This window comes from Pseudescherichia vulneris NBRC 102420, assembly GCF_000759795.1.
Lineage (GTDB): Bacteria > Pseudomonadota > Gammaproteobacteria > Enterobacterales > Enterobacteriaceae > Pseudescherichia > Pseudescherichia vulneris.
Map to the genome: position 1 here is coordinate 1 of NZ_BBMZ01000037.1, position 26,327 is coordinate 26,327.

Annotated in this window: 34 protein-coding genes and 1 pseudogene; 33 read left to right on the forward strand and 2 right to left on the reverse strand. The window is 55.4% G+C overall.

Translation table 11 applies throughout. The features are described from left to right. From EV102420_RS19805 to EV102420_RS19845, 10 genes and pseudogenes are all read left to right on the forward strand, one after another. Window positions 1–541: recombination protein NinG (locus EV102420_RS19805; RefSeq protein WP_042395701.1), on the forward strand; the 541-nt coding region annotated here is incomplete at its 5' end. Continuing rightward, window positions 538–678: a YlcG family protein gene (locus EV102420_RS22205; protein ID WP_042395704.1), complete on the forward strand. Its 141-nt coding sequence runs from the start codon at window positions 538–540 to the stop codon at window positions 676–678. The genes EV102420_RS19805 and EV102420_RS22205, both read left to right, overlap by 4 nt. After that, window positions 675–1,457 carry an antitermination protein Q gene (locus EV102420_RS19815; protein ID WP_042395706.1) on the forward strand — a complete coding sequence of 261 codons (783 nt, stop codon included), beginning with the start codon at window positions 675–677 and terminating at the stop codon, window positions 1,455–1,457. The genes EV102420_RS22205 and EV102420_RS19815 overlap by 4 nt, the downstream gene beginning before the upstream one ends. 297 nt (window positions 1,458–1,754) lie before the next feature. Beyond that, window positions 1,755–1,970, forward strand: a complete 216-nt coding sequence (locus tag EV102420_RS19820) for a class II holin family protein (protein WP_042395708.1) — start codon at window positions 1,755–1,757, stop codon at window positions 1,968–1,970. Then, window positions 1,970–2,506, forward strand: coding sequence for a lysozyme (locus EV102420_RS19825; protein ID WP_042395710.1), 537 nt, complete (start codon window positions 1,970–1,972; stop codon window positions 2,504–2,506). Before EV102420_RS19820 ends, EV102420_RS19825 begins: the two co-directional genes overlap by 1 nt. Then, window positions 2,503–2,775, forward strand: a pseudogene (locus EV102420_RS19830) (DUF2570 family protein); the annotation flags it as partial. The gene EV102420_RS19825 and the pseudogene EV102420_RS19830, both read left to right, overlap by 4 nt. Next, window positions 2,714–3,037, forward strand: a complete 324-nt coding sequence (gene lysC / locus EV102420_RS22995) for an Rz1-like lysis system protein LysC (protein WP_441843074.1) — start codon at window positions 2,714–2,716, stop codon at window positions 3,035–3,037. The pseudogene EV102420_RS19830 and the gene lysC, both read left to right, overlap by 62 nt. Before the next feature lie 28 nt (window positions 3,038–3,065). Beyond that, on the forward strand, window positions 3,066–3,254 hold the full coding sequence (locus EV102420_RS19835) for a hypothetical protein (RefSeq protein WP_042395713.1): 189 nt from the start codon (window positions 3,066–3,068) through the stop codon (window positions 3,252–3,254). A gap of 112 nt (window positions 3,255–3,366) precedes the next feature. Beyond that, window positions 3,367–3,729: a cell envelope integrity TolA C-terminal domain-containing protein gene (locus EV102420_RS19840; protein WP_042395716.1), complete on the forward strand. Its 363-nt coding sequence runs from the start codon at window positions 3,367–3,369 to the stop codon at window positions 3,727–3,729. 228 nt (window positions 3,730–3,957) lie between these two features. Further along, on the forward strand, window positions 3,958–4,194 hold the full coding sequence (locus EV102420_RS19845; RefSeq protein ID WP_042395717.1) for a hypothetical protein: 237 nt from the start codon (window positions 3,958–3,960) through the stop codon (window positions 4,192–4,194). 67 nt (window positions 4,195–4,261) lie between these two features. Here EV102420_RS19845 and EV102420_RS19850 read toward each other — a convergent pair whose 3' ends face one another. Next, entirely contained in the window at window positions 4,262–4,900 is a 639-nt protein-coding gene (locus EV102420_RS19850; protein ID WP_042395719.1) for a DUF4145 domain-containing protein, read from the reverse strand. 33 nt (window positions 4,901–4,933) lie between these two features. On the opposite strand from EV102420_RS19850, the gene EV102420_RS19855 reads away from it, so the two are divergent. The 18 genes from EV102420_RS19855 (at window position 4,934) to EV102420_RS19945 (ending at window position 20,528) form a co-directional block, all read left to right on the forward strand. Next, window positions 4,934–5,506, forward strand: a complete 573-nt coding sequence (locus EV102420_RS19855; protein ID WP_042395721.1) for a terminase small subunit — start codon at window positions 4,934–4,936, stop codon at window positions 5,504–5,506. Then, complete coding sequence (locus EV102420_RS19860) at window positions 5,503–7,074, forward strand: terminase large subunit domain-containing protein (RefSeq protein ID WP_042395724.1); 1,572 nt, start codon at window positions 5,503–5,505, stop codon at window positions 7,072–7,074. Before EV102420_RS19855 ends, EV102420_RS19860 begins: the two co-directional genes overlap by 4 nt. A 4-nt stretch (window positions 7,075–7,078) precedes the next feature. Beyond that, a complete protein-coding gene (locus EV102420_RS19865) occupies window positions 7,079–8,482 on the forward strand; it encodes a DUF4055 domain-containing protein (protein WP_042395727.1) in 1,404 nt (467 codons plus the stop codon). A gap of 1 nt (window position 8,483) precedes the next feature. Then, window positions 8,484–9,590 carry a phage minor head protein gene (locus EV102420_RS19870; RefSeq protein ID WP_042395730.1) on the forward strand — a complete coding sequence of 369 codons (1,107 nt, stop codon included), beginning with the start codon at window positions 8,484–8,486 and terminating at the stop codon, window positions 9,588–9,590. 2 nt (window positions 9,591–9,592) lie between these two features. After that, complete coding sequence (locus EV102420_RS19875) at window positions 9,593–9,802, forward strand: hypothetical protein (protein WP_042395733.1); 210 nt, start codon at window positions 9,593–9,595, stop codon at window positions 9,800–9,802. A 231-nt stretch (window positions 9,803–10,033) separates the two neighbouring features. Then, entirely contained in the window at window positions 10,034–10,786 is a 753-nt protein-coding gene (locus tag EV102420_RS19885; protein WP_042395738.1) for a DUF6651 domain-containing protein, read from the forward strand. A 16-nt stretch (window positions 10,787–10,802) separates the two neighbouring features. Beyond that, a complete protein-coding gene (locus tag EV102420_RS19890) occupies window positions 10,803–11,939 on the forward strand; it encodes a major capsid protein (RefSeq protein ID WP_042395740.1) in 1,137 nt (378 codons plus the stop codon). 37 nt (window positions 11,940–11,976) lie between these two features. Beyond that, window positions 11,977–12,294 (forward strand): hypothetical protein, encoded by a 318-nt coding sequence (locus EV102420_RS22640; RefSeq protein WP_042395743.1) that lies wholly within the window; start codon window positions 11,977–11,979, stop codon window positions 12,292–12,294. Between the two features lie 2 nt (window positions 12,295–12,296). Next, complete coding sequence (locus tag EV102420_RS19900) at window positions 12,297–12,779, forward strand: DnaT-like ssDNA-binding protein (RefSeq protein WP_042395746.1); 483 nt, start codon at window positions 12,297–12,299, stop codon at window positions 12,777–12,779. Window position 12,780: 1 nt separating this feature from the next. Continuing rightward, window positions 12,781–13,134, forward strand: a complete 354-nt coding sequence (locus tag EV102420_RS19905) for a hypothetical protein (RefSeq protein WP_042395749.1) — start codon at window positions 12,781–12,783, stop codon at window positions 13,132–13,134. A 2-nt stretch (window positions 13,135–13,136) separates the two neighbouring features. Then, window positions 13,137–13,736 (forward strand): hypothetical protein, encoded by a 600-nt coding sequence (locus EV102420_RS19910; RefSeq protein WP_042395752.1) that lies wholly within the window; start codon window positions 13,137–13,139, stop codon window positions 13,734–13,736. A 7-nt stretch (window positions 13,737–13,743) separates the two neighbouring features. After that, a complete protein-coding gene (locus tag EV102420_RS19915) occupies window positions 13,744–14,172 on the forward strand; it encodes a phage tail terminator-like protein (RefSeq protein WP_255211702.1) in 429 nt (142 codons plus the stop codon). 46 nt (window positions 14,173–14,218) lie between these two features. After that, window positions 14,219–15,151 (forward strand): phage tail tube protein, encoded by a 933-nt coding sequence (locus tag EV102420_RS19920; RefSeq protein WP_042395756.1) that lies wholly within the window; start codon window positions 14,219–14,221, stop codon window positions 15,149–15,151. Between the two features lie 292 nt (window positions 15,152–15,443). Further along, a complete protein-coding gene (locus EV102420_RS19925) occupies window positions 15,444–15,956 on the forward strand; it encodes a KilA-N domain-containing protein (protein ID WP_042395758.1) in 513 nt (170 codons plus the stop codon). 39 nt (window positions 15,957–15,995) lie between these two features. Continuing rightward, entirely contained in the window at window positions 15,996–16,334 is a 339-nt protein-coding gene (locus EV102420_RS19930) for a phage tail assembly chaperone (RefSeq protein ID WP_042395761.1), read from the forward strand. A gap of 17 nt (window positions 16,335–16,351) precedes the next feature. Then, window positions 16,352–16,639: a DUF1799 domain-containing protein gene (locus EV102420_RS19935; protein WP_042395764.1), complete on the forward strand. Its 288-nt coding sequence runs from the start codon at window positions 16,352–16,354 to the stop codon at window positions 16,637–16,639. Further along, window positions 16,639–19,944 (forward strand): phage tail tape measure protein, encoded by a 3,306-nt coding sequence (locus EV102420_RS19940; RefSeq protein ID WP_255211703.1) that lies wholly within the window; start codon window positions 16,639–16,641, stop codon window positions 19,942–19,944. The genes EV102420_RS19935 and EV102420_RS19940 overlap by 1 nt, the downstream gene beginning before the upstream one ends. Window positions 19,945–20,045: 101 nt before the next feature. Continuing rightward, entirely contained in the window at window positions 20,046–20,528 is a 483-nt protein-coding gene (locus tag EV102420_RS19945) for a hypothetical protein (RefSeq protein ID WP_042395767.1), read from the forward strand. 72 nt (window positions 20,529–20,600) lie between these two features. Here the strand turns inward: EV102420_RS19945 and EV102420_RS21745 are convergent, their stop codons facing one another. Beyond that, a complete protein-coding gene (locus EV102420_RS21745) occupies window positions 20,601–20,948 on the reverse strand; it encodes a hypothetical protein (RefSeq protein WP_072015328.1) in 348 nt (115 codons plus the stop codon). Between the two features lie 80 nt (window positions 20,949–21,028). Between EV102420_RS21745 and EV102420_RS19950 the strand changes: the two genes are divergently transcribed. The 5 genes from EV102420_RS19950 to EV102420_RS19970 all read left to right on the forward strand — a co-directional run. After that, complete coding sequence (locus EV102420_RS19950) at window positions 21,029–21,379, forward strand: phage tail protein (protein ID WP_042395769.1); 351 nt, start codon at window positions 21,029–21,031, stop codon at window positions 21,377–21,379. Further along, window positions 21,379–22,149 carry a phage minor tail protein L gene (locus EV102420_RS19955; RefSeq protein WP_042395772.1) on the forward strand — a complete coding sequence of 257 codons (771 nt, stop codon included), beginning with the start codon at window positions 21,379–21,381 and terminating at the stop codon, window positions 22,147–22,149. The genes EV102420_RS19950 and EV102420_RS19955 overlap by 1 nt, the downstream gene beginning before the upstream one ends. 9 nt (window positions 22,150–22,158) lie before the next feature. Further along, entirely contained in the window at window positions 22,159–22,890 is a 732-nt protein-coding gene (locus EV102420_RS19960) for a C40 family peptidase (protein ID WP_042395774.1), read from the forward strand. After that, complete coding sequence (locus tag EV102420_RS19965; RefSeq protein ID WP_042395775.1) at window positions 22,878–23,474, forward strand: tail assembly protein; 597 nt, start codon at window positions 22,878–22,880, stop codon at window positions 23,472–23,474. Before EV102420_RS19960 ends, EV102420_RS19965 begins: the two co-directional genes overlap by 13 nt. Before the next feature lie 53 nt (window positions 23,475–23,527). After that, window positions 23,528–26,327, forward strand: a 2,800-nt coding sequence (locus EV102420_RS19970; RefSeq protein WP_042395779.1) for a TipJ family phage tail tip protein, incomplete at its 3' end; no start/stop codon positions are given.

The following is a 26,327-nucleotide window of genomic DNA, read 5'->3' on the forward strand; positions in this document are numbered from 1 at the left end:
AGATGGTCAGGTCGTCTGCTGCTACGAGTGCGCCACCATCATAGCCAAAGAGCAGACCGCAAAGAAACGTGCCGAGGCTATGCGGGCTGAGAAGCAGCGCCAGCGCGAAGAGGCCAAAAAGCAGCGGGCACTGGATGCCGAACGCCGCCAGGCTGTTAAGCCACTAAGTCACTTCGTCAAGCAAGCCCAGCAGGCATTCAACGAGTTCATCCGGTACCGGGATCGTCATCTTCCGTGCATCAGCTGCGGCCGCCACCATGACGGGCAGTATCACGCCGGGCATTTCCGCACCACCGGTGCGAATCCGGAACTGCGCTTTAACGAAGACAACTGCCATCGCCAGTGCGCCCCGTGTAATAACCATCTTTCCGGCAACCTGACGGCATACCGCCCGGCGCTGATCGCCAAAATTGGCCAGGCCCGCTTTGATGCCCTGATGGGACCGCATGAACTACCGAAATGGAAGCGCGACGACTACATCCGGATCCGCGATGAGTACCGCGCAAAACTCAAAGAACTGAAACAGCAGGAGGCTGCGTGAAGCCTGAATTTATCGAATCACTCCGCATGCGCTGGCAGCGCCTCCGCATTTATCGCCGCCCGGGTTCGGTGCTGGTGGATTACCGCATTCTTCGCAACTTTATTCGCATTTACCAGATGGCAGGGACCAGGGCATGAACCTCGAAAACACCGTGAAATACCACTTCGCTAAATCGACGATGATCAGCGACTCCCCGCGCGCCACTGGTTCAGACTCGCTCACCGGCACAGATATCATGGCCGCCATGGGCATGACGCAGGAACGGGCCGCGATGGGCTACAGCGCTTTCCTGGGCAAAATGGGGATCAGTCATAACGACCGGGAGAGGGCGATCGCGCTGCTGGCCGAGTACGCGCTGACCAAATGCGACAAGGTGCCTGCGCTGCGCAAGCTGGACTCTGAGGTTAAACCACTGGTGATGCGCCAGCTGGCCATCTTCGCCTTTGAGGACTATTCGCGCAGTGCCGCCAGCACCAAGCTGTGTGATTGCTGCAATGGGGAAGGGTTCATTCAGGCTGACGTGTTCACCAACAAGTTTCGCAAGCCTGAAGGGAAGATGACCGTGTCCGGGATGGTGAAGGTCAAAGAAACCGTTAATGTTCTCTGCAAAAAGTGTAATGGTACCGGCCAGGTCAGCGCAGCGTGCAACGACTGCCACGGGCGCGGTAAAGCTGTTAATCAGGAGCTAACTGAAGACCAGGGCGTACCAGTTCTGGCGGACTGCAAGCGCTGCAGTGGACGTGGCTATGAGCGGATCCCATCGACTGAGGCATATGCGGCTGTTTGCCGGGTTACCGATGCGATCTCTGTTGCCACCTGGGAAAAGTCGGTTAAGCGGTTCTACGACCAGCTGATCACGAAATTCGACATTGAAGAGGCATGGGCCGAGCAGCAGCTCAAGCAGATAACCAGATAGAGCCCATTAAAATAGGGTGGCATTTTATCGTGGGCTATTTACTTTTCCGGAATCTGTGTTAATTTCGTTCTAACGATGGGTTACTGCCTTCGTTTAAGCCCTGCGGTTAACCCCGTGGGGCTTTTGCTTTTAAGTCACCGCTAAAAATGATCACCTGAATTTATGAAGGCTGCCGATTGGCGGCCTTTTTCTATTTCAGGCTCCCGGAAACTCCCATCATCGCTTTGTCGTTAAGCATCCGGAGAGCCTGACCCTCTTACTACATACAGCACCCCGAAACCTATCGGAGGTGAGAGCATGTTACGCATGGAAAAATTAACCACTGGCATCGCCTACGGGGCCTCAGCGACCAACGCTGGTTACTGGAGTCTCCAGCTGCTCGACAAGGTATCACCATCGCAGTGGGCGGCCATTGGTGTGCTCGGCAGCCTGGTCTTCGGGCTGCTGACGTATCTGACGAACCTGTACTTCAAAATCAAAGAGGACCGGCGCAAAGCCGCCAGGGGGGAATAGTGGCAGACAGATCAAAGCTAAGCGCTGCGGTACTGGGGCTTGTTCTCGCCGGTGCGTCAGCCCCCGTAATCCTCGATCAGTTCCTGAACGAGAAAGAGGGTAACAGCCTGGCCGCCTACAGCGACGGCTCCGGCATCTGGACTATTTGCCGTGGCGCCACGCTGGTGGATGGTAAACCGGTTCGGCAGGGTATGAAGCTGACCCAGGCCAAATGTGACCAGGTAAATGCAGCTGAGCGCAATAAAGCGCTGGCCTGGGTAGAACGTAATATCCACGTGCAGCTCACTGAACCACAAAAGGCCGGGATCGCCTCGTTCTGCCCCTACAACATCGGGCCGGGTAAGTGCTTCCCTTCTACGTTTTACCAGCGCATCAATGCCGGTGACCGTAAAGGGGCATGTGAAGCAATCCGCTGGTGGATCCGTGACGGTGGCAAAGACTGCCGCTTAACGAAGGGCCAGAAGAACGGCTGCTACGGGCAGGTTGAACGACGGGACCAGGAAAGTGCTCTGGCATGCTGGGGACTCGATAAATGAAAACCCGCTACCTAATTGCGATCATCGTGTTCATTGTTTGCCTGTTCGGCGGCGTGTGCTGGTCAGCCTGGCATTACAGCGACAAAGCCAGTCAGGAAAAAGCACGGGCTGATTCAGCTGAGCAGCAGGTCGCAGCCGCCAACGCAGTCACCGCCAACGTTATACAGGCCGTGAACATTATCAATGCCATTTCAGAGGCTAACCAGGATGCAAAGAACCAGATCGCACTGGAGTCACAGAGAGCCCAGAACGATATCAAAATGGCTGTTGCGGATGATGATTGCGCTCGTCGGCCTGTGCCTGTTGCAGCTGCTGACCGGCTGCGGGAATACGCGGACAGTTTACGTGCAGGTTCCGGCGGTACCGCTGCCAGCAAGCCTGACCGCTGAGACGCCACAGCCTGCCATTCCCGACCCGCTTTCTTACGGGGATAGCCTGGATCTGAATGTGAACGTGCTGGCGGCGCTGGGCACATGTAACGCAGATAAGGCCAGCATCAGAAAGATTGAAGAATCACGAGCCTCGCAATAGCGGGGTTTTTACTAACCGAGGGTAAAGAATGTCATCTCCAATCATGAAGTATTTTGCGTATCAGCATCTCCCAGCGCACCTGCAGGAAGTGAGTAAGCCAATTGGCGATCTTGCGACACTGATGGATGAAACTTTGCCTGATGGTGCGGAAAAATCTGCAGGCTTACGCAAACTACTTGAAGCCAAAGATGCACTGGTTCGCGCGAAGCTAGGCTAGCTATTACAAAGCTCATCTACGGGTGGGCTTGATAATGGGTTAGCGGAAAACTTTTATTGCTTGTTGCATTTTGTGCTATAACGCTCGAAATTTTTAGCAATGGAATTGGGTAATGAAAAAGCTCGTATGTTTGCTTGCTGTGCTTATTGTCGCAGGATGCCAAAGCCACAAACAACAGCCATTAACATCGAAGCAACAGCAGGAGCTACCGAATATTAACCGCTGGGCTTCTGACTTCAAAGAAGCTGTGGAGCAGAGATTCCCCTCTGCGAGCGAGTATGATGGCAAGATTTGTACGATTCGCGTTCACCAACCCAAGGGCACAAAAAAAATAAGCAGCATGTATGCAGTTGAGGGGGATCCCGGATTGTGTGATGCGGCGATTAAAGCTATACAGGCTGCCAGTGACGATGGGGTTCTACCTCTTACGCCTGATGCAATTGGGGAAGAGTTCCCGTTGGATTTCAAAATTTAACGAGTACTCGACGTTAGCAAGGCCACCCTTGGGCGGCTAGTATTATCATCACTATAGGCATTCGCTGAGTGCACATGACCTTGGCGCTAGTACCAGTTGAGCTGTTACAAGTGCCTTTAGCAGGCATACGTTAAGTAATGTGGCATAGGTCAAAACTTCATAAATGGATCATATCCACTATTGGCTGAGTGACCTATTCTGACCGCTGCTAACCAGAGCGGAGGGAATATGAAACAGCCTTTGGATTTGAACAAAGTGGCAGTGTGGCAACTTACGTTCCGGTTTTCCACGGTCGCTGTCCCGGACGGCCAGGGCATCCACTTTGTGCGGGGGCTAGAGAACGAACCGACGCGCCAGCTGTATGACCGAATCTTTGATGAGGTGGATGCAGAGCTGCGCACTGAGTACAGTGATTATCGCTTCGAGGGCTGCGACATCAGACCTGCGATAATGAAAGAAGACTGACCGCCTCCAGGCGATTTTTATTGCCATCACCATGGGCAGACCCAGCGTAATGGCAATAATTTGGAGATTAATCGGGTTCTCGTTTGGCTTTAACCATTGCGGGCAAAGTAAATGAGTAAGTTAAAAAGACTTCTGTAAACTTCAACAACTGATCCACCTCATCAGCAGTAAATTCTTCGTCAGAATGAACAGCACCATTCGTATCAATACGTACTATATGAGCCCAGTCAGCCATTTCTTGCGTTATTAAACCAGTTTCCCTTAGTGCTGAAATGCGTCTAACTAGCTTATCCTCCTCTTTTAGTTGAAGATTTTTTGTAGCTATATCAATTACTTTTCTGCAGTTCATTGCGCTGGTTTCGTATCGGCCGCGTGAAAAATCATCCTTTGCTTCTATAAAAAATTTGGCCGCTCTGTCTGGGGTGGCTTCTGGCGCAGAGAAGGTTTTCTTGGAAGGGTAAGTGCTAAGAATTTTAAATCTAGGATTACTGTTAAGTACCACCGGGTAGAATTGTGACTCAGCATAGTCCTGAGGTGTGCCTTGAATATCTGTTTCTACCTCAGCCACTAAAAGCTTGAAGCAGGAATTGCATTGAAATACCAGCGAGAAACATCTTTGCCTTAAATATGCTTGATTACTATACCTCATCACTGCCCTTTCTTTCAGGCAGTGAGGGCAATCAATATCAATGGACATCATTGCCATTCTCAACTTTCCTCAACGGTAGAACACTTATTCATGGCCCTCACCGACAAACAAGAAATGTTCTGTCGCGAGTACCTTATCGATTTAAACGCCACGCAAGCGGCTATTCGGGCGGGGTACAGCGTCAAAACTGCAAACCGTATAGCTGCTCAATTATTGTCAAAACTTGACATCCAAAACAGGATCGCCGAACTCAAGAGTAAGCGCAACGAGGATGTGGGCATTGATGCCGATTATGTGCTCCGGCGCTTGGTTGAAATCGACCAGATGGATGTTTTGGACATCTTGAATGACGACGGCAGCCTAAGGCCGATCACCTCATGGCCTAAAGCCTGGCGAATTTCGCTAACCGGTTTGGACATCAGCACGACCATTCAAAACTTCGACGAAGAGACCGCCGAGACCATCCTTAAAAAGGTTAAGTGGCCTGATAAGGTTAAAAACCTCGAATTGCTCGGCAAGCATGTGCGCGTGCAGGCATTTAAAGAGCAGGTGGAGCAGAAGGTCACTGCAACCCACAGCATCATGCCGGTTCCGTCCTGCGATAACGTTGATGACTGGGAAGCGGCAGCGCAGAAGCAGCAGAGCGAGGTCCTTGGTGGATGAATTACAAAGCCGTCTGGAAACCTTTGCCGGGATCGCAATCGCTCTCCCTGAGCTGCCCGTGTAACGAAATCCTCTACGAGGGAACGCGTGGCCCGGGTAAAACCGCTGCGCAGCTGGCGCGCTTTCGTCGCCTGGTTGGTCTGGGCTACGGCTCGTTCTGGCGTGGCGTGATATTCGATACCGAGTATAAAAACCTCACCGACATCATCACCCAGTCGAAGCGTATGTATCGCCTGTTTAACGATGGCGCCCGATATCTGGCGTCAGCATCTGAGCTGCGATGGGTGTGGCCGACCGGCGAAGAGCTGTTGTTCCGCTTCGGGAAAGAAGAGGGAGACTACTGGGACTACCACGGTCAGGAGTTCCCGTTCATTGGCTTTAACGAGCTGACCAAGCAGCAGTCTGCTGAATTCTACGAGATGATGTTCTCCTGCCGGCGATCGTCTTTTCGGCCTGAGAACTACCCGAAGGATGATGGCTCGCTGCTGAAGCCGATTCCACTGGAGACGTTCAGCACCACAAACCCGTTCGGCATCGGCCATACCTGGGTGAAGAAGCGCTTCATTGAGCCAGCGCCACGCGGCACCATCATTCGCGAAACGCAAAAGGTGTTCAATCCTCAGACCGAGCGAGAAGAAGACGTAACGCTTACCCGTGTGGCTATACATGGTTCGTTCAAAGAAAACCCGTATCTGGATCCGCAGTACATTGCGACGCTGATGGCTATCAAAGACCCTAACCGGCGTAAAGCCTGGGTAGAGGGCTCCTGGGATGTTACCAGTGGAGGTCGCTTTGACCACCTGTGGAATGCCTCGTATCACGTCATCAAGCCGTTCCGCATTCCCGATAGCTGGACGGTTGACCGCTCCCATGACTGGGGCGAGTCGAAGCCCTTTTCTAACCTCTGGTGGGCGCGCGCCGACGGCACTGCCGCAGAGCTGCCTGATGGTCGACAGTTCTGCCCGCCTGCCGGGTCGCTGATCCTGATTGGTGAATGGTACGGCTGCCCGCCGGATGAGCTGAACAAAGGTCTGAATATGTCATCCACAAACGTCGCCAAGGGCGTGGCGTGGGTTGATAAGCGGCTGGTGGGCGAAGAGCTTGCTGAACCTGAGGAGATAAAACTCAACGGGGTGACGCAGGGGCAACTGAACATTATGCCCGGCATCTGTAAGAAGGTTGTTCCCGGCCCTGCTGACGGTGCTATCTACAACACTGGTGATGATGAACTATCTATCGCTCAGAAGATGGAATCGCAGGGCGTTAAATGGATGCCATCCAACAAGAAGCCGGGATCGCGCGTGAACGGCGCGGCCCTGTTTGCTGACATGCTGGAGGCCGTCGTTGAGGGCAAGAAGCTGGAAGCTGGCATGCCTGAGAAGCCAGCATTCTACGTGTTTGACTACTGCCGGGGCTGGATTAGCCGTGTGCCGGTGCTCGTTCGCGACAGTAAGAACCCCGATGATGTAGATACCCAGCAGGAAGATCACGACTGGGATGGCACTCGATATGCCGTCCTGCATTCACCGCCGAAGAAAGTCGGCAAAGTCACCAGCCTACGGATCTAACTCCATGCCTGATATTTCAACACCCAATCTGGACTATGGGAACATGGTGCAGGCGTGGGACATTAACGACGCCCTGATGGGCGGCACGCTGTACATGCGCCAGCTTGGAGAGTCATACCTCCCGCGCTGGCCGAAAGAGGACAAAGAGGATTATAAAAAGCGTCTGGCGGTGGCCACGCTCCTCCCGGCGTACGAAGAGACTATTAAGCAGAACATCGGGCGCGTGTTCGCCGAGCCAATTAAGTTAGGCGAGAATGTCCCTGAGCAGCTGCGCGAGCTTGCAAAGAACATCGACCTCGAAGGCACGCGACTGGATGTCTGGGCGCAGTCGTTCTTCGGGCTGGCGATGCAGTATGGCCTGTCCCATGCGCTGGTGGATTACCCCAGGGTCGATGCCGAACAGGTGAAGACCAAGGCTGATGAAAAGGCCACCGGCGCGCGCCCCTACGTCACGATGCTTAATCCCCGCCAGGTGATCGGCTGGAAATCAAAGATTGTTGATGGCAAGGTCGTGCTCACGGAGCTGCGCATCAAAGAAGTGGTGGTCGAAGATGGTGATGACTACGGCCAGACTAAGGTCGAGCAGATTCGACTGCTAACGCCCGGGCAGGTGCAGATTTACCGTAAGGCCACTGGTGCCGATGGTCAGGTGAACTGGGCGCTGCACGAAGAGTGGGCAACCTCCAGAAGGGATATCACCCTGGTTACGCTCTACACCAAGCGCACCGGTTTTATGTGCGGCTCGCCACCGTTACTCAACATGGCGTTGCTGAACGTTAAGCACTGGCAGAGCCAGAGCGAGCAGGACAACATCCTGCACGTTGTTCGCGTTCCCATTCTGTCCGTTTTTGGTCTTGAGGAAGGGCAGGAGCTGATTATTGGTTCCTCCTCGGCAACAAGTTTTTCCGATCGTCAAAAACAAGGAATGGAATACACCGAGCATACCGGGTCCGCTATCGGTGCTGGCAAAGAGTCACTGACCGACCTGGTAGAGCAGATGCGCCAGGCGGGCGCGAAGCTGCTCCGCACTGACAACACCTCAACCAAGTCTGTTGATCAGACCTCGGAAGAGAAAATGCAGGAGCAGTCACCGCTCTATACCATGGCCACCAGCCTGGAAGATGCGCTCGACAACATCCTGCAGATCATGGCTGAGTACGTCGGCGAGAAGGACGGCGGCAACGTTGATGTCCGCACCGAGCTGGATGTTGAGTCGAAAGAGTTCAACCCTCCGGCAGCGCTGGCCATTCAGTCTCTCCGTCAGGGTGGTGACCTCCGCCGTATCGACGCCATTAAGGCGCTGCAGAAGCTCAGTCTGATTGACGCTGATGCAGATCCCGATGTGGTGCTGAGCGAGCTGCTGGCTGAATCAGCCTCGTTGACCGAGCCAAAACCAGGCGAGGTGTAATATGGCCCGCTCCGTCAATGATCGCCTTCAGGATGAAACGATAGCGCACGGCTTGTATGTGAACCGCTACGGTACCGGCGTTGCCCGGCGCATGGTTGCGTTACTCAGTAAGATGGATGCAGAGCTGGCGGCCCGGCTGCTGGTGTTGCTGGACGGTAAACGTGCCGATACCTACAGCGCCCGCCGCCTGGCCTCGCTGCTGGCTGGTGTTCGTGACCTCAACCATCAGGCCTACGAACCGGTTAACGAGTCTCTGGCTCGCGAATTGACCGGCTACGTTGAATATGAGGCCGGGTATCAGCTGGACCTGTTCAGCAGCATCATTCCGAAGCAGATCCTCACTCACATACCGCTTCAGAGCATCGCACCCGAGCAGGTTTACGCAGCAGCAGCGGCGCAGCCATTCCAGGGGCGCTTGCTGAAGGAGTGGGGCCAGAAGCTCGAATCGGATCGGCTGGATAAAATCACCAACGTCGTGCGCTCTGGCTTCCTCCAGGGTGAGACGGTAGAGCAAATCGTTAAGCGCGTTGCCGGCACGCCAAAACTCAACCGTGAAGACGGGGCGATCAACGCCTCCCGACGTGATCTGGCGGTGGTGACCCGCACGGCGGTGAATCATATGGCCGCCACAGCGCGCCAGGAGTTCGCTCAGGCCAACAGCGATATCGTGAAGGCCAAGCAGTGGTCCTCCACCCTGGACACCCATACCAGCCAGTGGTGCATTATCCGCGACCGCAAGCTCTACACCCTCGACGGCAAGCCACTGGGCCATGCGATCCCGTACCTGCGCGGCCCCGGCAAAATCCACTTCTGCTGCCGCTCCGGCGAAACCATGATTACCAAATCGTGGGAAGAGTTGCAGATAGCCTCAGGCGAGCTTAGCAGCGCCACACGTGCGTCAATGGACGGCCAGATACCTGCGCATACCAGCTATGCCGATTGGCTCACCCGGCAGCCGTACGCACGACAGGAGCAGGTACTGGGCGTCACCCGCGCCTTGTTGCTACGTGACGGCAAAATCACTGTGCCGGAGATGTTCAACGATGCCGGGGAGTTCCTGACCCTGGACGAACTGCGTCGTGTGGATGCGTCGGCGTTTGAGGAATAAACATGTATAACGAAGATTTTCACTTTGTAGGAGACGGCCGTGGCAGGCGCAGGGTGCTCGTTAATGGCAACGAGGTAAAGAGCTGTGTATGGACTGACGTTAAACGAGGTGTCGCCTGCTTTCATCCACAACCGCTGCGGATCCACAAGCAAAAGCGGGGTGAAATTTACTCCCGCAAGCTGCGTGGCGTAATCACTGTTGAGTTCAAATGAACGGAGGGTGATATGCCTGAGCTATTAATCGGTCTAACCGCGTTTGTAGTAGGGCTGCTGGCAATAGCCATATCCTCTCGGTGCGTCTACGAAATGTGGTGTTTCCTGAGAGAACAAAAGAACAAACAGGTCGCTTCGGCGGCTTTTTTTATGCCTGCCGCTGAGCGGATGCGACGCGGTGCCCGGGTCGGATGACCCATTACGTATGGCCGGAAGGCTGGAGCAAAAACAATGAAACTCAAACTTGATGCTAACGGAAATGTGGTTGTTGAAAACGGCATGCCTGTGTACGTCCATGATGACGGCAAAGAGATCCCGTTCGATGCGGTCGCAGCGATGACCAAAATCACCTCCCTGAACGGTGAAGCCAAAACTCACCGCGAGGCGAAGGAGGCGGCGGAAGCCAATCTCGCGAAATTCGCTGGCATCACCGACCCGACCAAGGCGCTCGAGGCCCTGGACATGATGACCAAAATCGACCAGAAAAAGCTGATCGACGCTGGCGCCGTTGACCAGGTAAAGGCCGAGATCACCAAGGTATTCCAGCAGCAGCTGGACGAAGCGAACGGCAAGACCAGGGAGCTGGAAACCCAACTCTATGACGAGATGATCGGCGGCCGCTTCGGTGGCTCCAAGTTCATCTCCGAGAAGATGGCGATCCCGACTGAGTTCGTGCGTTCCTACTTTGGACAGAACTTCAAAATCGAAGGCGGCAAGGTCGTGGCTTACGACGGGGAGGGCAATAAGGTGTTCTCCCGCACCAAGCCCGGCGAGGTGGCCAGCTTCGATGAAGCGCTGGAATCTCTGGTCGAGTCGCATCCGCAGAAAGACTACATCCTCAAAGCGTCCGGCAACAGCGGCGGTGGCTCCCACCAGTCGCAGCATCAGGCCGGGCAGAAAACCATGAAACGCGCTGCTTTTGATGCCCTGCCACCAGCTGAACAACAGGCTGCGATTGGCGGCGGCACGAGCATCGTTGATTAATCTAAAGGAAAAATAAATGTCCAACACTTTGACTGGCCTGATCCCGACCATCTACACGGCGCTGAACCGCGTTTCCCGTGAGCAGGTCGGTTTTATCCCTGCCGTGGCCCGCAACGCCAAAGCCGATGCGGCCGCTAAGGATCAGACCGTAACCGCGCCGGTTGCGCCGAAAACCACTACCGTTGATATCACTCCTGCGGCGACCGCACCGAATGACGGTGATCAGAATATTGGTACCGTGGATGTCAAAATCACCAAATCCAAAATGGCCCCGGTCAAATGGAACGGTGAGGAGCAACTGGCTATTGGGCCATCAGGCACCTATGACATTGTCCTGGCCGACCAGTTTTCTCAGGCCTTCCGTGCGCTGAGCAATGAGATGGACGCTGACCTGGCGGCGCTGTTCTACAAATCCTCCCGCGCGGTCGGCGCGCCAAAGGATACACCTTTCAGCATCAAAGACGATCTGTCTGATGCGGCGCTGGCCCGCCAGATTTTGGTTGATAACGGCGCCCCCACCACTGATCTGCGCATGGTGCTGGGCGGCGAGGCGATGGCCTCCATTCGTGGTAAACAGTCCGTACTGTTCAAAGCGAATGAAGCCGGTACCGACCAGCTCCTGCGCGAAGGTATTATCGGTCGCGTAATGGGCTTCAACCTCCACGAGTCCGCCAATATCAAACGTACCGCGAAAAGCACCGCTACTGGCTATAAAGTCAATGGTGCCAAGAAGGAAGGCGACATCATCGTGGCCATCTCCGCGGGTACCGGCGGCATTGCGGTTGGCACCGCGGTGAAGTTCGACGGTGACGATAACCAGTACCTGGTTGTTGCTGCTACCTCTTCCAGCATCACTATGGGTGCACCGGGCCTGCGTCAGGATCTGGCAGACCAGGCAGCCGTCACTGTGCTAAGCGAGTTTGCGCCAAATATGGCATTCGACCGCAACGCATTCCTGCTGGCATGCCGCACCCCGGCGATGCCAAAAGGCGGTGATACCGCCGACGATGTAATGAACGTCACTGACCCGGCGTCCGGCATCACCTTCCAGATCGCACTGTATCGCCAGTACCGTCAGGTACGTTATGAAGTTGGTGTGGCGTGGGGTGTCGCATCTGTCCAGCCTGAACATTCCGCCATCATCATGGGTTAACCCGGGGGCTTCGGCCCCTTTGTTTTGAGGAGGCCCAATGGCCGGATTAACCAAAGAGCAGCGTGCGCAGCGTGAGGCTGAAAAGCTTGCAGCGCAAAACGGCGCTGAACAAACTCCTGCTCAGCAGGACCAGCAGCAGGACCAGCAGCAGGACCAGCAGCAGGACCAGCAGCAGGACCAGCAGCAGGACCAGCAGCAGGACCAGCAGCAGGACCAGCAGCAGGACCAGCCTGGTATTGAGCTGGTGATCATGGTGCGTGATGCCCCGGAGTTCCCCGGCGGTCCGCTGAGCGCTGAGGTTCACCCTGACGAAGTTGAGAACTGGCTGGCGCTGGACTGGCGTCTGGAGGAATAACCATGCTGGTTGCCGATCCCCATTCGCCTGACTTCAACACCTACGCCAGCGTCGTTGACCTGCGCGCGTTCGCGGCGGGGCGCGGATATACCGTTCCTGCCGATGACGGCGAGTGCAGCATGTTGTTGATGCAGGCAATGGACTATCTGGAAGGTAAGAGCTGGCGCGGCCAGCGTGCCAGCGCAACACAGCCGCTGTCATGGCCCCGTTCTGGCGTGCGCTTCGATGGTGTTGACTTGCCAGCCGATGCGATCCCGCAGCGTCTGGTTGATGCGCAATGCCGCCTGGCCGTCGAATCGCAGGAGATTGACCTTACTCCTTCGGTCACTGGTGGCGGTGCGGTGACAATGGAGCGTGTCGAGGGCGCGGTGACAGTCCAGTACGAGCCGGGTACCAGCAAGGCTACACCTTCGTTCCCTTGGTTCTATTCCTCGCTTCGCGGGCTGGTGGTGGGCGGCAATCAGATCCGCATTGAAAGGGGGTGATATGCCAATTGACTATCGCCGCATTCGCGCGACGGCAACCCGGCTGCTGACCGAGAACGGGAAAGCTTACCAGCTTACCCGCGGCGGCGGCACCATTCGCGATCAGTTCGGAAAGGAGGTCACCACGCCTGCAGTGACAGCCACCGTTACAGGTGTCATCACCGAATACTCTGCACGCGAAATAGATGGCTCGCTGATCGCCACCGGCGACAAGAAGCTGGCGGCCACGTTCGAAACGGAAGTGCGCATCGATGACCGCATCGAAATCGACGGCAAAAAGTGGCGCGTGGTGCAGCCGCATCCCGTTAAGCCTGCTGACGTGCTGATCTCCTACAACATTCAGCTGAGGGCGTAACTATGGCCAGCACAGCAAATCAGCCGTTCCTGGCTGCCATTCAGTTGTTCGTGGATGACTCGAAGCAGGAGATGGACGAGGTGGTGCGCCGGGCGGGTATCAAAATCCTCGGGCGGCTGGTGGATATGTCGCCAGTCGGGCAGCCGGATATCTGGCAGGTGAACCAGACGGCATCGGCATATAACACTGCTGTGAGGGAGCATAATGCGACCCTTCGTGATGATCCCTCTAACCTCACCAAAGCCGGGCGGCTCAAGCGCGGGCTGCGCGTGAACGACTCAATGGACATCAAAAAGCCAGAAGGGTACGTCGGCGGACGCTTCAAGAACAACTGGTATGTGGGGTTTGATAGCCAGCCGACAGACTCGAATGACACGCCAGATGCCTCCGGTCAGGGTTCAATCTCCAGAGGGCTCGTGGTACTTGAGGTGTTCAGGGTGGGACAGGTTAGCTCGATTTACTTCACCAATAACCTGCCGTATGCCCAGGCGCTGGAGAACGGTCATTCAAATCAGGCCCCTGGCGGTATGGTCGGATTAACGGCACTGGATGCCGCGCAGCTGTTCCGCGAGGCAATGAGCGAGGTACGCAATGGCCAGTGACCAGTCCATGCGAATTACTGGCCTGCTGGAGAGTCGGGTAGCGGTCATCGCCGCGTCGCTGGGCTTACCCATCGCCTGGCCGAATATCGCGTTCGACCCGCCTGACGGCCCATACGCCCGGGTTTATGTTCTTCCAGCGCAGACGGTAGGACAGGATCTGGAAGGCCAGATACGCACTTATCAGGGCATCCTGCAGGTGAACATCATCGTTCCCGCAGGCTCAGGTGTGACCCAGACCAGAGAGTTGGCTCAATCTATCGCTGATGCCTTCCCCGAAGGATTGCCGCTAGTGGAAGGCGACCTCACGGTTTACATCAACGGGCCGCCGCAGGTGCGCTCGCCAATACAGGACCGGCCAACGTCTGCACCTAACGGCTCCAGTGGCTCTATCACCTACACCATCCCCGTCAGCATGCAATACCGCGCTGATTACTGACCCGCCGCCCGGCGGGTTTTTTATTACCTAAATTCAGGAGAGTGCAATGGCATTCGCAATCCCCAATGGCTCGCGTGTGAACGTGGCCAGGGCCTATCAGGCCCCAATCACCTTTACTGCAGCCTCCAATGCGACGGAATGCGAGCTGACCGTTGCATCGGCTGCTGGCATCCTGGCGGGTGATGTTGTTCAGGTGAGCTCCGGCTGGCTTAAGCTCGACAATATGGTGCTGCGTATCAAATCGGTGACCGGCACCAAAATTGTTCTGGAGTCTTTTGATACCACCGACGTCAATAAATTCCCGGCGGGTACCGGCGCGGGTACTCTGCGTAAAATCGACTCATGGATCACCATGCCGCAGGTCATGACCCTGTCCACCGAAGGCGGTGACCAGCAGACTATCTCTATCCAGTTCCTGGAGGATGATAAGGCCCGTACCATTCCGACGTTTAAAAACGCCGTAGTGCAGGTTTATACCTTTGCTCACGATCCGCAGCTGGCCATCTACAAGCGACTGATTGACCTGGACGACTCCAGCGATACCACTGCGGTCTGGTTCCATAACCCTCGCGGTAAAGCCGACCGTTACTACTCCGCTAAAGTTTCCTTCCAACGCGTGCCGCGTACGGAAATTAACGCCGTAGAGAGCAACGAAGCGCGCATGAACTTTGAATCGGACATGCAGATTTACCCGATCGCTGATTCCTCCGTGTCGCCGCTGGCGTTCCTGACTGACCTGCCAGCCACCAAGTCTGTCGCTTCCGGCGCAGCGCTGGATCTGGCTGTGGTTATGAAAGGCGGCTCTACGCCTTACACCTACGTGTGGAAGAAGGGCGGCACGGCCATTCCGGGCAAAACTGCATCGACGTTCAACATCCCGTCGGTCGGGTCCGGCGATGCTGGTGTTTACACCTGTGAAGTTACGGATGCCGCAGGTAAGACGCTCACTTCTGCCGGATGCACCGTCAGCATCACCTAACCAACCATGCCCGGTTCGCCGGGCTGAAAGTACTCCGCAAAAAATATTCTCTTTGCAAAGTACAAAGTGCGTTTACTGGCCTCGTTAAAGCGAGGCTTTTTTATTTGTAGCAAGAGTACCGCTGGCGAATTTTCTGTATTCGCAGCACTCGCTTTTTCAAACTGCGCCTTCACACGCGCTCTCTAACCAAGAACCTTTCAGAAAGCGATCCTGAGAACTGCCGTTAGTGCCGGTGGGCCTCTTGGGGCGGCTTTTCTGTGTGAACGGGTTCGCTTTTTAAAGGGTATACACAATGACCTATCCAACCGTGTCAGTTAATGGCGTCTCCGTTCGCGTCGACGACGAAGGACGCTATAACCTCAATGATCTTCATGCGGCTGCAGTGGCCGAGGGAAATGCCACCGAATCGCAGCGTCCAAGTAACTTTGTCAAAAGCAAAGCCATTAAAGAATTTGTCAAAGAATTAACCGCCGCTACGAAAATAGCGGCGCTTAAAACCGTCAATGGCGGGGCAAAACATGGTGTCTGGGGCCTCGAATTGGTAGCGATACGATATGCCGCATGGCTAAGCGCGAAGTTTGAGATTAAGGTTTACCAGACCTTTCAGATGGTCATCCGTAATGGCATTGATGCCATGTCCCGCCTGAACAAAATTGACCATATCCTGAACACCGAAACCAAGGCGATTAGCCAGTGCGCCAGCCAGATGGCCCGGTGGGGCGTTGGGGGTCGCAAGCAGCTATTGCACACAGCCCGTCAACGCGTCGCTGACGAAGTCCAGATGTATCTGCCAGGCATTAATTAATACCCGCTCCGGCGGGTTTCTTTTTTCTAAGGAACCGAAATGACCAAATTCTCCCTGATCCCGAACCCAACCTTTTCAGCAACGGCAAGCATCCCGCGCGCTGGTGCTGAAGACGGCAAGCTGACCTTCACTTTCCGCCATAAGACGCTGGAGGAGCTGCGAGCCATGGACGAGAGGCTGCAAAAGGCTGCTGAAGGCAAAAAGGCTATTGTCGAGCCACAGGCCGACTACCTGATGGAAATTGTTGAAGGCTGGGCCCTGCCGGATGAGTTCACCCGCGATAACGTGATCGTCCTTCTGCAGAACTATCCGCGCGCGTTCGACAGCATTGGCCTGGCCTACACCAAAGAGCTGATGGGTATGCGCGAAAAAAACTGAGGCAGGTCGCCGCAGCGTTGTACACACCGGGCCCGACTCTCGCGGAGCTGAACGTTTTTGGTTTAACGCCTGAGGACGTGGAGGAAGAGGTGGGGATCCTGCCATCGGTATGGCATGCCTTCACCATTTTCTCGGCGCTGGCGACCCAGTGGCGTGTCGGCGCGGGCGGGGCGACCGGCCTTGATTACAACGTTCTCCCCTGGATGTTCGAATTACACGGGGTTGAGGATGCGGCGGCCTGCATGACTGACCTTCAAATTATGGAAAGTGAGGCTCTCAAGGTAATGCATATGGAGACGAAATAATGACTGACCAAATCGCCTCGATTACCTTGCGGGCCGATGTTTCCGACCTGAAGACGGCCAGCAGCGAGCTCGATAAACTGAATGAGGCGGCAGCGGGTGCCGTCGCTGGCGCAGATGCGCTGGCTGATGCCGCTAAGCGTGTTAAACCTGCAGCGAAGGAAGGCACGGAAGGCCTCCGGGAGCAGCAGAACGCGCTTAAGGGTCTGCTGGAGAATATCGACCCGGTCACCAAGGCTCTTAACCGCCTGGATGAACAGCAGGCAGCACTGAGCGGATTCCAGATCAAAGGGCTGCTGGATACAGATACCTTCCAGGCTTACAACAAAATTCTGGATGATACCCGCCTCAAGCTGACGGATACCGGCGAGGCGGCAGCCAAGGCAAAGCTGGAGCTTGATGCTGCGCGCGAAATTGAGAGGCAGGCCGCATCGCTGGATAAGCTAGTTGCCAGTATCGACCCTGTTCTCGGGAAGCTTAAATCCCTTGATAGCCAGTTCATGGAGCTGCAGGAGCATTTTTCTGCCGGGCGGTTATCGGGAGTGCAGTTTGCCCACCTGAGCGGCATCCTCCTCCAGACTGAACAAAGACTCACGGACACTGGCGAGGCAGCTGCTAAAGCCCAGGCGGAGCTGGCAGCCACCCAGGCTGCAGAAAGGCAGTCCGCAGCCCTGAAAAACCTGCTCGGCTCTATCGATCCGACCATCCGCGCATTCAGTTCTTTGGATGACCAGTACGCTCAGCTGTCGGCCCACTTCGAAGCAGGGCGCATCAACAGCGCCCAGTTCGAACACTTCAATAACATCCTCAATCAGACCCGGGAGCGCCTCTCTGGCGTCGCCGATGCGCTGCCTGAAGCATTATCCCGGCAGGAGGCAGCAGCACGTCGCGCTGGCATCTCCGTGGGCCAGTACAGCGCAGCCATGCGCACGCTGCCAGCTCAGTTCACCGATATCGCTACACAGCTGGCTGGTGGACAATCCCCGTTCCTGATCCTGCTCCAGCAGGGTGGGCAGATTAAAGACCAGTTTGGCGGTGTTCAGGGCGCACTTACTGGCGTCGGCGAATACATCCGCAGCATGGCCGGGATGATTAACCCGACCACCATTGCGCTAGGCGCTCTCGTTGGCACAGTTGGCCTGCTGGCGGCTGCAGCATACAGCTCATCTGAACAGTTTGACCAGGTCGCCCGCTCGGTCATCATGATGGGCGGCGCAGGTTTCGCCTCAATGCAGCAGCTCAATCAGGCGGCTGAAGAGGTGGCCGGTAAGACGAATACCTCCATCAGTTCCACGGTCGATACGCTGGTCACGCTAAATGACACTGGCAAGTACACCGCCAGCCAAATGAAGCAGATCGCCTCGTCCATCACTCTGATGGGCAAAGCAGGCAGCGACACTAAAGCGGCGATGTCCGACTTTGGCAAGATCGTCAGTGACCCGGTGAAGGGGCTTGCTAGCCTGAATGAGCAATACGGCTTTGTCGATGAAGCCATGATGAAGCACATCATCCAGCTGCGTAAGCAGAAAGGGGAGCAGGCGGCAGTTACCGAAGCCATTAACCTGTTTGCTGGCGTTATGGCTAAGCGCGCACAGGAGACTATTGGGGCGACTGACAATATCAGCAAAGCATGGGGCGGCTTAAAGGCTTTTGCCTCCGATATCTTCGGTCAGATAGGGGTCACAGTACGGGCATGGGGCAATCAGGTCATCGAAGTATTTAAGCTACTGGGTACCTCGTTTGAAGCTCTGTTCGTGAAAATGAAAGAGCTCTCCCTGCAAATCATGGAGGGGATGATTACCGGGTTCACGGATATAGCAACCAAGCTCCCCGGAGGAGAATCGCTGATCCGCTCAATGGGGTTGGATGGCCTTCCTGAGCAGCTTGCGAAAAATCGCGACGCTGCAAACCGTGAATACACGCAGCTTACAGCAGATTACAACAAACATTTTGCGAACCTCAGCAAATCCCAGGGGCAATGGGAGGATGAAGCCAGGAATGGATCTGGCGGTGGGGTGAGCGGCAGCGGTGCGGTCAGTCTCGAAACAAAGAATGCGGTATCCAAACTAGCTGAGGACTCAGCTAAAAAAACCAAAGAAGCCAAGGTAACCCTTGATGCTGGTGATCGCACGCTGGAAAACTACCGCGCCCAGGCCAGAACGCTAACGGAGACCCTCGAAACCCTCCGGCAGACCGGCGAGACGCATGCCAAAAACACCGAGTTTAGCAAACAGCAATCCCACTTTGCTGAACTGGATGAGGCCGCCAAAACTCGCGCTCTGACCGCGCAGGAGAAGTCCCTCCTGTCGAGCCGAGAAGCCATTCTGAATGCTGCCAAGGTAGTGGATCAGAAGAACAGGGAAGTTGAAGCCCAGCAGAAGATTAATGGGCTTGCGCAGCAGGCTAACAAGTACGTCACCCAGATGGCCGAGAAGTCCGAAGCCCTAAGGAGTGGGTCTGGCTTGAGTAGCAAAATGGCACAGCGGATGAATGAGGAGGCCCAGCTACGGCAGGGATGGCTGAACGGTGGCGGAAAACTTGAAGACGCAGGCTATGAGAAAGAGCTGGCAGCGCTTCGGAATTATTATGCTGAGGAAGATAAGCTGCGCGGCGACTGGAAAGCAGGAGCCATTAGTGGATGGAATGAGTATTTGGAAGCAGCGACAAATACCTACGACGCTGTGAAAGGTGTTGCAGGTTCTGCGCTGACCGGTCTGTCCGACATGTTGACCGATCTCATGGTGACGGGTAAGGCCTCGATTAAAGAGTTCGGGAAGTCCATGCTAAGGATGATTCTGGACGTTACCAACAGGCTGATGGTCGCATACACCTTACAGGCTGCTATGGGGTGGATTAGCGGTGGCTCTGGGGCTTCGGCGGGTGCTGGGCAATCCTTCGCCGTTCCGTCATTTACCCCAAATGCAAAAGGCGGCGTATATGAGTCTCAAGGCCTGCATCAGTACGTCAATGGGGTCTACGACTCGCCGCAGTACTTCACTTTCCAGGGCGCGTCGAAGTTCGCCAAAGGTGGAGTGTTTGCTGAAGCCGGGCCGGAGGCGATCATGCCTCTGGCAAAAGACTCTGCCGGGCGGCTGGGTGTGCGTGCTCAGGGCGGAGGCGGAAGTGCGCCGCAGGTGAATATTGATATCTATGTGGACAACAAAGGGAACACGTCAGCAAACACATCGGGAGACGGCAGTGCTGCAGCGCGGGCTTTAGGAAAGGAAGTTGAAGCCAAGGTGACTGAGATCCTGATGAGAGCTGCTCGAAGCGATGGCCTGCTAGGTAGGCAGTTCCAGTCCAAGTAATATCGGCATGTGATTCTGAAATGGCAATATCATCCGCGCCAGGTTACATCGATGCATCCCCTGGTTATTATGCTCTAAACCATACTAATCAGGGGATGATAATGAAAAAGGTCTTTACGACTGTAGTGTTAGCAATGGCCCTCTCTGCTTGTGCAAGTAGCGGCTCAACTAATAATGCTCAAAAACAAGCCAAGTACGAAGAACTATCACAATGTGATCTAAACATAGATTTACCTTCCCAAGCCCCAAAAAATAAAAGGGATTTTGCTGAGTATCTCTCAACCCAAGCGAGGAATGCATATGCAGATCAGTTCGTAATTCAAAAGCGGATTGAAATACTTCAAATGGTCGGGTGGAATGATTCAGTAGCCGATGCCATAGCAACATGCGGTGCGAACAGAAAAAACAAACGCAAAGAGAATGCGTCCGGCGTGTTTGAAGCAATGAAAGCTGGTACGACAAGCGTTGATGAAAAGCAGGCACTTATCAGTGCTTACAGTTCTTGGGAGGCTTATATTACAAATCAGTCAGCTTTAGCCAAACAGGATTTCGACTCAAAGGTTGGCTATTACAAAAACATGTAATAAGTAATAGTGAGATGTAAATATAATAAAGCCCCGGCAAGGGGCTTTATTAGTAGTAGTGTATGTTTTAAATTAGTTACAACCAAATTGATTGCAATAGTGAGAGTAAGATTGCCCTTGTGAGTTCACCCCTGAAATCATCCGGTTGCCCCCACTCATATTTGTCTGAGTTTCGTTCCAGTTCCGGCCGTTAGATGCAGTACCGTTAGTGTATGTGCTATTGCCGATAGTGTTAGAAGTCTGAGACCAGCTTGAACCATTTGCTGAGCTTCCATTTACTACAGTGGTATTACCCATACGGCTAACAGTATAGGTATTTCCATTATCATCATAACAAGTCGATAACGCACCGGAGCCAATGCATTGTGCAGCGGCACCATAAGATGTGCAAACGAGCATCAAAATTAATACTTTTTTCATTTCATTAACCTTACCTAAAGAATAGGCCTCGATTATATATCTGTTCTAGATATAACCTAAATAAATTATTGGACGTGTTCATGACAGTTGAAACCTACAGCTGGCGCTCACAGCTTGGCGCTGGCTCCATCGAATATAGCCAGACGGTGCGGGCGGCGCAGTTCGGCGACGGCTACGAACAGGTGGCTGAGAACGGCATCAACTCTACCGCCATTCAGGTGCCGATGAAGCATACCGGTGCCGAAGCCGAGGTGGACAGGATCCGCGACTTTCTTCTGGCACACACTGTTAAGGCTTTCATCATCACGCCGCCCGGCGAAGAGAAGGGGCTCTACCGCGTGTTGGCCGACTCCGTGCGTAAGAACCAGATTAGCAGCAAGTTTGCCGAGCTGACCTTCACCATCAAACGGGCCTACGGAGTGTATGCATAATGGCATTAGTCGATCAGGCGGCGATGCTTGCACCGGGCGGCAGGGTCCGCCTGGTCGAAGTTGATGCCTCAGAGTTTAGCGGTGGCATACACCGCTTTCACTACGCTCCGTTTCCTCACACACCGGCAGAGATTGACGCGGCGAACGGCGACGAGTCGAAGCTGGGGCCGAAGCCGATCATCTGGGACGGCAATGTCTATGAGTTCTGGCCTTTTCAGGTCGCGGACCTGGCGCTGTCAACCGACCAGGCCGCAGAGCCGAAGCTGAGCGTGTCGAATCTGGACGGGCATATCACGGCGCTGTGCCTGCAGTTTAAAGACATGGTGAACGCGAAGGTGAGCATCATTGATACCTATGCCGTTTACCTCGATGCGGTAAATTTCCCCGGGGGCGTGAATCCCACGGCGGATCCAACAATGTTCACCCTGCAGACCTTCTGGCTGGACACAAAAAACTCAGAGGACGATGAGGTTGTATCGTGGTCTCTCAGCAGCCCCGCTGACCTGCAAAATCTGGTCATTCCTACGAGGCAAATTACCTCACTGTGCGAATGGGCCCTGCGCGGCCAGTACCGCAGCGGTGACGGCTGCACCTACAACGGCATGGCGTACTTCGACGCCAAGGGTAATGCTGTCAGCGACCCGGCTCTGGATGCCTGCGGCGGCTGCCTGAGCGACTGCCGTAAGCGATTCGGTGCCGGTCTCGCTGAACCCAATACCGCAATCCTCGACTTCGGCGGCTACCCCAGCACGGTTCTTATTTCCCGATAAGGTTACCCCATGAACAAAACGATAATGTCTGCCATCCGGGCACATGCACTGGAGGAGTCGCCGCGCGAGTGCTGTGGCTTCGTTATTCAGGCTGGCCGCCGCCAGCGCTACGTCCCGGTACCGAACAGCCACGAAAATCCGACTGAGCATTTTCGTATCGACGGTGAGCACTGGGCGAATGCCGAAGATACCGGCACGATTATCCGCGTCATCCATTCACACCCGGGGGACGGTGCCCGGCCTATACCGTCCGATCTGGATCGCCAGCAGTGCAACCAGTCCGGCGTGGTCTGGGGTATCTATGCTCCTGACTGCGGCGAGTACGCAGAGGTAACGCCGGATGCCATCCCGCTGATTGGCCGCCCGTTTATCCTCGGCTCGCACGACTGCTGGGGTCTGATAATGGACTGGCACGCCATGCAGGGCGTCACGCTTAATGACTTCCGCGTGGATTATCCATGGTGGGAGAGCCAGTACCCGGACAACCTCTATTTCAACAACTGGCAGAAAGAGGGATTCGTTGAGTGTGAACCGGCTCCCGGCTGCATGGTCATCATGCAGGTTGAATCCGATAAGTGGAACCATGCGGGGATCATCACCGAGGAAGGAGAGCTGCTGCACCATCTTTACGGCCAGCCTTCCTGCATTACTCCCTATGCCCGCGGCTATTTTAAAGACCGGACGATGATATGCGTTCGACACAAAGACATGCCCAGGGAGGTTTTGCCATGGCGCGTTTAACGACTATTCGTCTGTATGGCGCGCTGGGTGCCCGGTTCGGGCGCGTTCACCGGTTGGCGGTACAGACATCAGCAGAGGCGGTTAAGGCTCTTTGCATCAACCTGGACGGTCTAGAAAGCTACCTGATGAATGCCAAAAAGAACGGCATGGTCTTCGCCGTTTTTCGGGGCAAGCGCAACATTGGCGCGGATGACTTTAAGGACCTGGCTGGCGACAGTGATATCCGGATCGCCCCGGTGATGGAAGGGGCGAAGAAGGCCGGACTATTCCAGACAATCCTGGGCGCAGTGATGATTGTTGCGGGGCTCGCCCTGGGTCCAGCTGGTTGGGGGCTTATCGGCGCAACTATGGCAGGTGGGTTAATCGCGGGCGGCATCAGCTCAATGGCCGGTGGTATCTTCCAGATGCTTTCACCCCAACCCAAAGGCCTGCAGGGTAGAGACGACCCCGACAATAAACCCTCCTATGCTTTCGGCGGCGCTGTTAACACCATCGCTATGGGTAATCCGGTACCTGTTCTCTATGGGGAACGTGAGATCGGCGGTGCCATCATCAGTGCGGGCATTGTCGCCGAAGATATCTGATCCACTTTCTGACCAATAAGCACCCAGTCGGGTGCTTTTTTTATGGACGCAATATGGCAACTATCACCGGTTCGAAGGGTGGCAAGCAAAAGCAGCATACGCCTGTGGAGCAGCCTGACAGCGCCCAGTCTGTGGCGCGCTGCCGGATGCTGCTGGCGCTCGGCGAAGGGGAGTTCGCTGGCGGGCTGGATGCCACCCGTATTTTTCTCGATGGTACGCCGCTGGGCAACGCCGACGGGACGATGAATTTTGAAAACGTCTCCTGGGATTTCCGGCCGGGCACACAGACCCAGACGCCGATCCCTGGCTTTCCCGCTGTCGAGAACGAAACCACGGTTGGCGTATCACTGACAAAGGCAACGCCCTGGACGCGCGCGATCAGCAATATTCAGCTCGATGCGGTTCTGGTTCGCGTCGGCATCACCGGACTGCAGCAACAGCAGGATAACGGCAATATCGTTGGTAGCTCTGTGACCTATCACATCGATGTTGCAGTTGATGGTGGCGCATACAGCACCATCATGACTAAAACCGTGACGGAGAAGCTCAGCTCTCTCTATGAACTGACCCACCGTATCAACCTGCCTAAGGCCAGCACGGGCTGGCAGATCCGCGTCGTGCGCGACACCGATGACAGCACCAGCCAGATGCTGCAGAACAAAACGCAGGTACAGGCCATTACCGAGGTGATCGACGCTCGCCTGCGCTATCCCCACACGGCGTTGCTGTATGTGTCGTTTAATGCAAAAGCCTTCAGCAACATCCCGAAGATCTCCTGCAAACCGAAAGGCCGGGTGATTCGCATTCCACAGAACTACGATCCTGTAGCTCGCACCTATACCGGCACCTGGGATGGCACGTTCAAATGGGCATGGAGTAACAACCCGGCATGGATCTGGTTCGACGTGCTGACAGAGCCGCGTTTCGGGCTTGGCCGCCGCGTAACGCCGGATATGCTGGATAAGTGGGAGCTTTACCGCATTGCCCAGCGCTGCGACCAGAAGGTGCCAGATGGCAAGGGTGGCAGCGATACAGAGCCGCGCTTTATGTTCGATGTTTACATCCAGTCACAGGCTGATGCCTGGCAGGTGATCAAGGATATCGCCGCGGGCTTCAATGGCATGACGTTCTGGGGCAACAATATGTTTAACGTTGTCTCGGACATGCCGGCAGACACCTCGAAACTGCAGATCCTCACCCGCGCATCAGTAGTCGGTAAGCCCACGTACTCCAGCGGCAGCGAAAAGAACCGGTACAGTTCGGCACTGATTAACTTCAGCGATCCGGATAACCACTATCAGGACCGCACCACGGCAGTGATGTTCCCTGACCTGGTGAAGCAGTTCAAGTTTAAACAGACGCAGATAACGGCCATCGGCTGCACACGTGAAAGCGAGGCGCAGCGGCGCGGCGGCTGGGCGGTTTATTCGAATTACCTTGACCGTATTATCACAGTGCAGACCGGGCTTGATGGTTTTGTCTATGTGCCGGGAACGGTATTCGCCTTTGCGGATGAGCGCGTGTCCGGTCGGGTGTACGGTGGGCGCATCACCGGGTACAGCGCGGGACTTAAGGCTGTAACCACTGACCGGGGCACCAGTGCAGTAGTCGGCGATACGCTGATGATCCGCACGCAGGGCGGTACCGTGGAGAGCGGCACTATACAGGCGGTAAACGGCACTCAGCTGATTGTCGACAAACCGTTTGTGGCCAGCCCGTTGCCGAACGCCGTATTTGTCATTGATGCCGGGCAGCTGCGCCTGCAGTATTTCCGCGTGACAAATCTGACGTTCAACGATGAGGAAAACACCGTCACCATCACCGGGGCGGAGTATAACGCCTCAAAATATGATGCCGTCGATAATAACGCTCGCCTGGATATTCCGCCAATCAGTCTGATCCCCACAGGTCTGGTAAACCAGCCGACCAACATTACTGTGTCGGCCTATGACGCAGTTCGCCAGGGGCAGCGCGTGGCCACGCTGGTGGCAACATGGGATGCTCCACTGGACAAAAACGGCAAGCCTCAGGCAGACGTCATAGCCTACCGGGTGCAGTGGAAGCGCGGTGATAACGAGTGGATCAACGTCCCCGAGACAGGGCTCCGGAACATTGAGGTTCCCGGTATCTTCGAAGGTGATTATCTTGTGCGGGTGCGCGCTATCAATTCCGGTGGGGCATCCAGCCTCTGGGCTTCATCGGTACTGACGCATCTGAAGGGGCGTATTGGTGATGTTCCTAAGCCAGTCGGGCTGACCGCATCTGAAGATGTTGTGTTCGGGATTAATATCACATGGGGATTCCCGGCTGATACCGGCGACACGCTCAGTACAGAGCTGCAGTACAGCATTGCGGCAGATGGCTCAAACCCGATGCTGTTGGCGGCCGTGCCGTACCCGCAGAAAATCTACCAGCAGATGGGCCTGAAGGCAGGACAGGAGTTCTGGTACCGGGCGCGGCTGGTGGATCGTATCGGTAACCAGTCAGGCTGGACCGACTGGGTGCGCGGGCAGGCGAGCATTGACGTCTCTGACATCACCGACGCCATCCTGGAGCAGATCAAAGAGACGGACCTGTTCAAAGACCTGATCGAGAATGCCGTGGAAACGAGCCAGACCGTTGCGGATATGGCCGCCACGATAGCCGAAAATGCCGACCAGCTGGCGGCGGCCGTAGGCGCAACCAGGGAGACCGCCGAGGGCGTTATTCAGAATGCGCTGGCTATCTCCGAAGTTGTGTTCCGCCAGTCTGCCCAGCAGGGGGCAAACACCGCGCAGTTTGAGCAGCTGCGCGAAGTGATAGCCACCGAGACGGAGGCCCGGGTTACCGACGTTACCCGCCTTGAGGCGTCAA

Bases quoted from the DNA above. Each gene is read 5' to 3' on its own strand.
- EV102420_RS19815 (WP_042395706.1), top strand. From the start codon at position 675: ATGAACCTCGAAAACACCGTGAAATACCACTTCGCTAAATCGACGATG.
- EV102420_RS19820 (WP_042395708.1), top strand. From the start codon at position 1,755: ATGTTACGCATGGAAAAATTAACCACTGGCATCGCCTACGGGGCCTCA.
- lysC (WP_441843074.1), top strand. From the start codon at position 2,714: ATGCAAAGAACCAGATCGCACTGGAGTCACAGAGAGCCCAGAACGATA.
- EV102420_RS19835 (WP_042395713.1), top strand. From the start codon at position 3,066: ATGTCATCTCCAATCATGAAGTATTTTGCGTATCAGCATCTCCCAGCG.
- EV102420_RS19840 (WP_042395716.1), top strand. From the start codon at position 3,367: ATGAAAAAGCTCGTATGTTTGCTTGCTGTGCTTATTGTCGCAGGATGC.
- EV102420_RS19845 (WP_042395717.1), top strand. From the start codon at position 3,958: ATGAAACAGCCTTTGGATTTGAACAAAGTGGCAGTGTGGCAACTTACG.
- EV102420_RS19850 (WP_042395719.1), bottom strand. From the start codon at position 4,900: ATGGCAATGATGTCCATTGATATTGATTGCCCTCACTGCCTGAAAGAA.
- EV102420_RS19855 (WP_042395721.1), top strand. From the start codon at position 4,934: ATGGCCCTCACCGACAAACAAGAAATGTTCTGTCGCGAGTACCTTATC.
- EV102420_RS19860 (WP_042395724.1), top strand. From the start codon at position 5,503: ATGAATTACAAAGCCGTCTGGAAACCTTTGCCGGGATCGCAATCGCTC.
- EV102420_RS19865 (WP_042395727.1), top strand. From the start codon at position 7,079: ATGCCTGATATTTCAACACCCAATCTGGACTATGGGAACATGGTGCAG.
- EV102420_RS19870 (WP_042395730.1), top strand. From the start codon at position 8,484: ATGGCCCGCTCCGTCAATGATCGCCTTCAGGATGAAACGATAGCGCAC.
- EV102420_RS19875 (WP_042395733.1), top strand. From the start codon at position 9,593: ATGTATAACGAAGATTTTCACTTTGTAGGAGACGGCCGTGGCAGGCGC.
- EV102420_RS19885 (WP_042395738.1), top strand. From the start codon at position 10,034: ATGAAACTCAAACTTGATGCTAACGGAAATGTGGTTGTTGAAAACGGC.
- EV102420_RS19890 (WP_042395740.1), top strand. From the start codon at position 10,803: ATGTCCAACACTTTGACTGGCCTGATCCCGACCATCTACACGGCGCTG.
- EV102420_RS22640 (WP_042395743.1), top strand. From the start codon at position 11,977: ATGGCCGGATTAACCAAAGAGCAGCGTGCGCAGCGTGAGGCTGAAAAG.
- EV102420_RS19900 (WP_042395746.1), top strand. From the start codon at position 12,297: ATGCTGGTTGCCGATCCCCATTCGCCTGACTTCAACACCTACGCCAGC.
- EV102420_RS19905 (WP_042395749.1), top strand. From the start codon at position 12,781: ATGCCAATTGACTATCGCCGCATTCGCGCGACGGCAACCCGGCTGCTG.
- EV102420_RS19910 (WP_042395752.1), top strand. From the start codon at position 13,137: ATGGCCAGCACAGCAAATCAGCCGTTCCTGGCTGCCATTCAGTTGTTC.
- EV102420_RS19915 (WP_255211702.1), top strand. From the start codon at position 13,744: ATGCGAATTACTGGCCTGCTGGAGAGTCGGGTAGCGGTCATCGCCGCG.
- EV102420_RS19920 (WP_042395756.1), top strand. From the start codon at position 14,219: ATGGCATTCGCAATCCCCAATGGCTCGCGTGTGAACGTGGCCAGGGCC.
- EV102420_RS19925 (WP_042395758.1), top strand. From the start codon at position 15,444: ATGACCTATCCAACCGTGTCAGTTAATGGCGTCTCCGTTCGCGTCGAC.
- EV102420_RS19930 (WP_042395761.1), top strand. From the start codon at position 15,996: ATGACCAAATTCTCCCTGATCCCGAACCCAACCTTTTCAGCAACGGCA.
- EV102420_RS19940 (WP_255211703.1), top strand. From the start codon at position 16,639: ATGACTGACCAAATCGCCTCGATTACCTTGCGGGCCGATGTTTCCGAC.
- EV102420_RS19945 (WP_042395767.1), top strand. From the start codon at position 20,046: ATGAAAAAGGTCTTTACGACTGTAGTGTTAGCAATGGCCCTCTCTGCT.
- EV102420_RS21745 (WP_072015328.1), bottom strand. From the start codon at position 20,948: ATGAAAAAAGTATTAATTTTGATGCTCGTTTGCACATCTTATGGTGCC.
- EV102420_RS19950 (WP_042395769.1), top strand. From the start codon at position 21,029: ATGACAGTTGAAACCTACAGCTGGCGCTCACAGCTTGGCGCTGGCTCC.
- EV102420_RS19955 (WP_042395772.1), top strand. From the start codon at position 21,379: ATGGCATTAGTCGATCAGGCGGCGATGCTTGCACCGGGCGGCAGGGTC.
- EV102420_RS19960 (WP_042395774.1), top strand. From the start codon at position 22,159: ATGAACAAAACGATAATGTCTGCCATCCGGGCACATGCACTGGAGGAG.
- EV102420_RS19965 (WP_042395775.1), top strand. From the start codon at position 22,878: ATGGCGCGTTTAACGACTATTCGTCTGTATGGCGCGCTGGGTGCCCGG.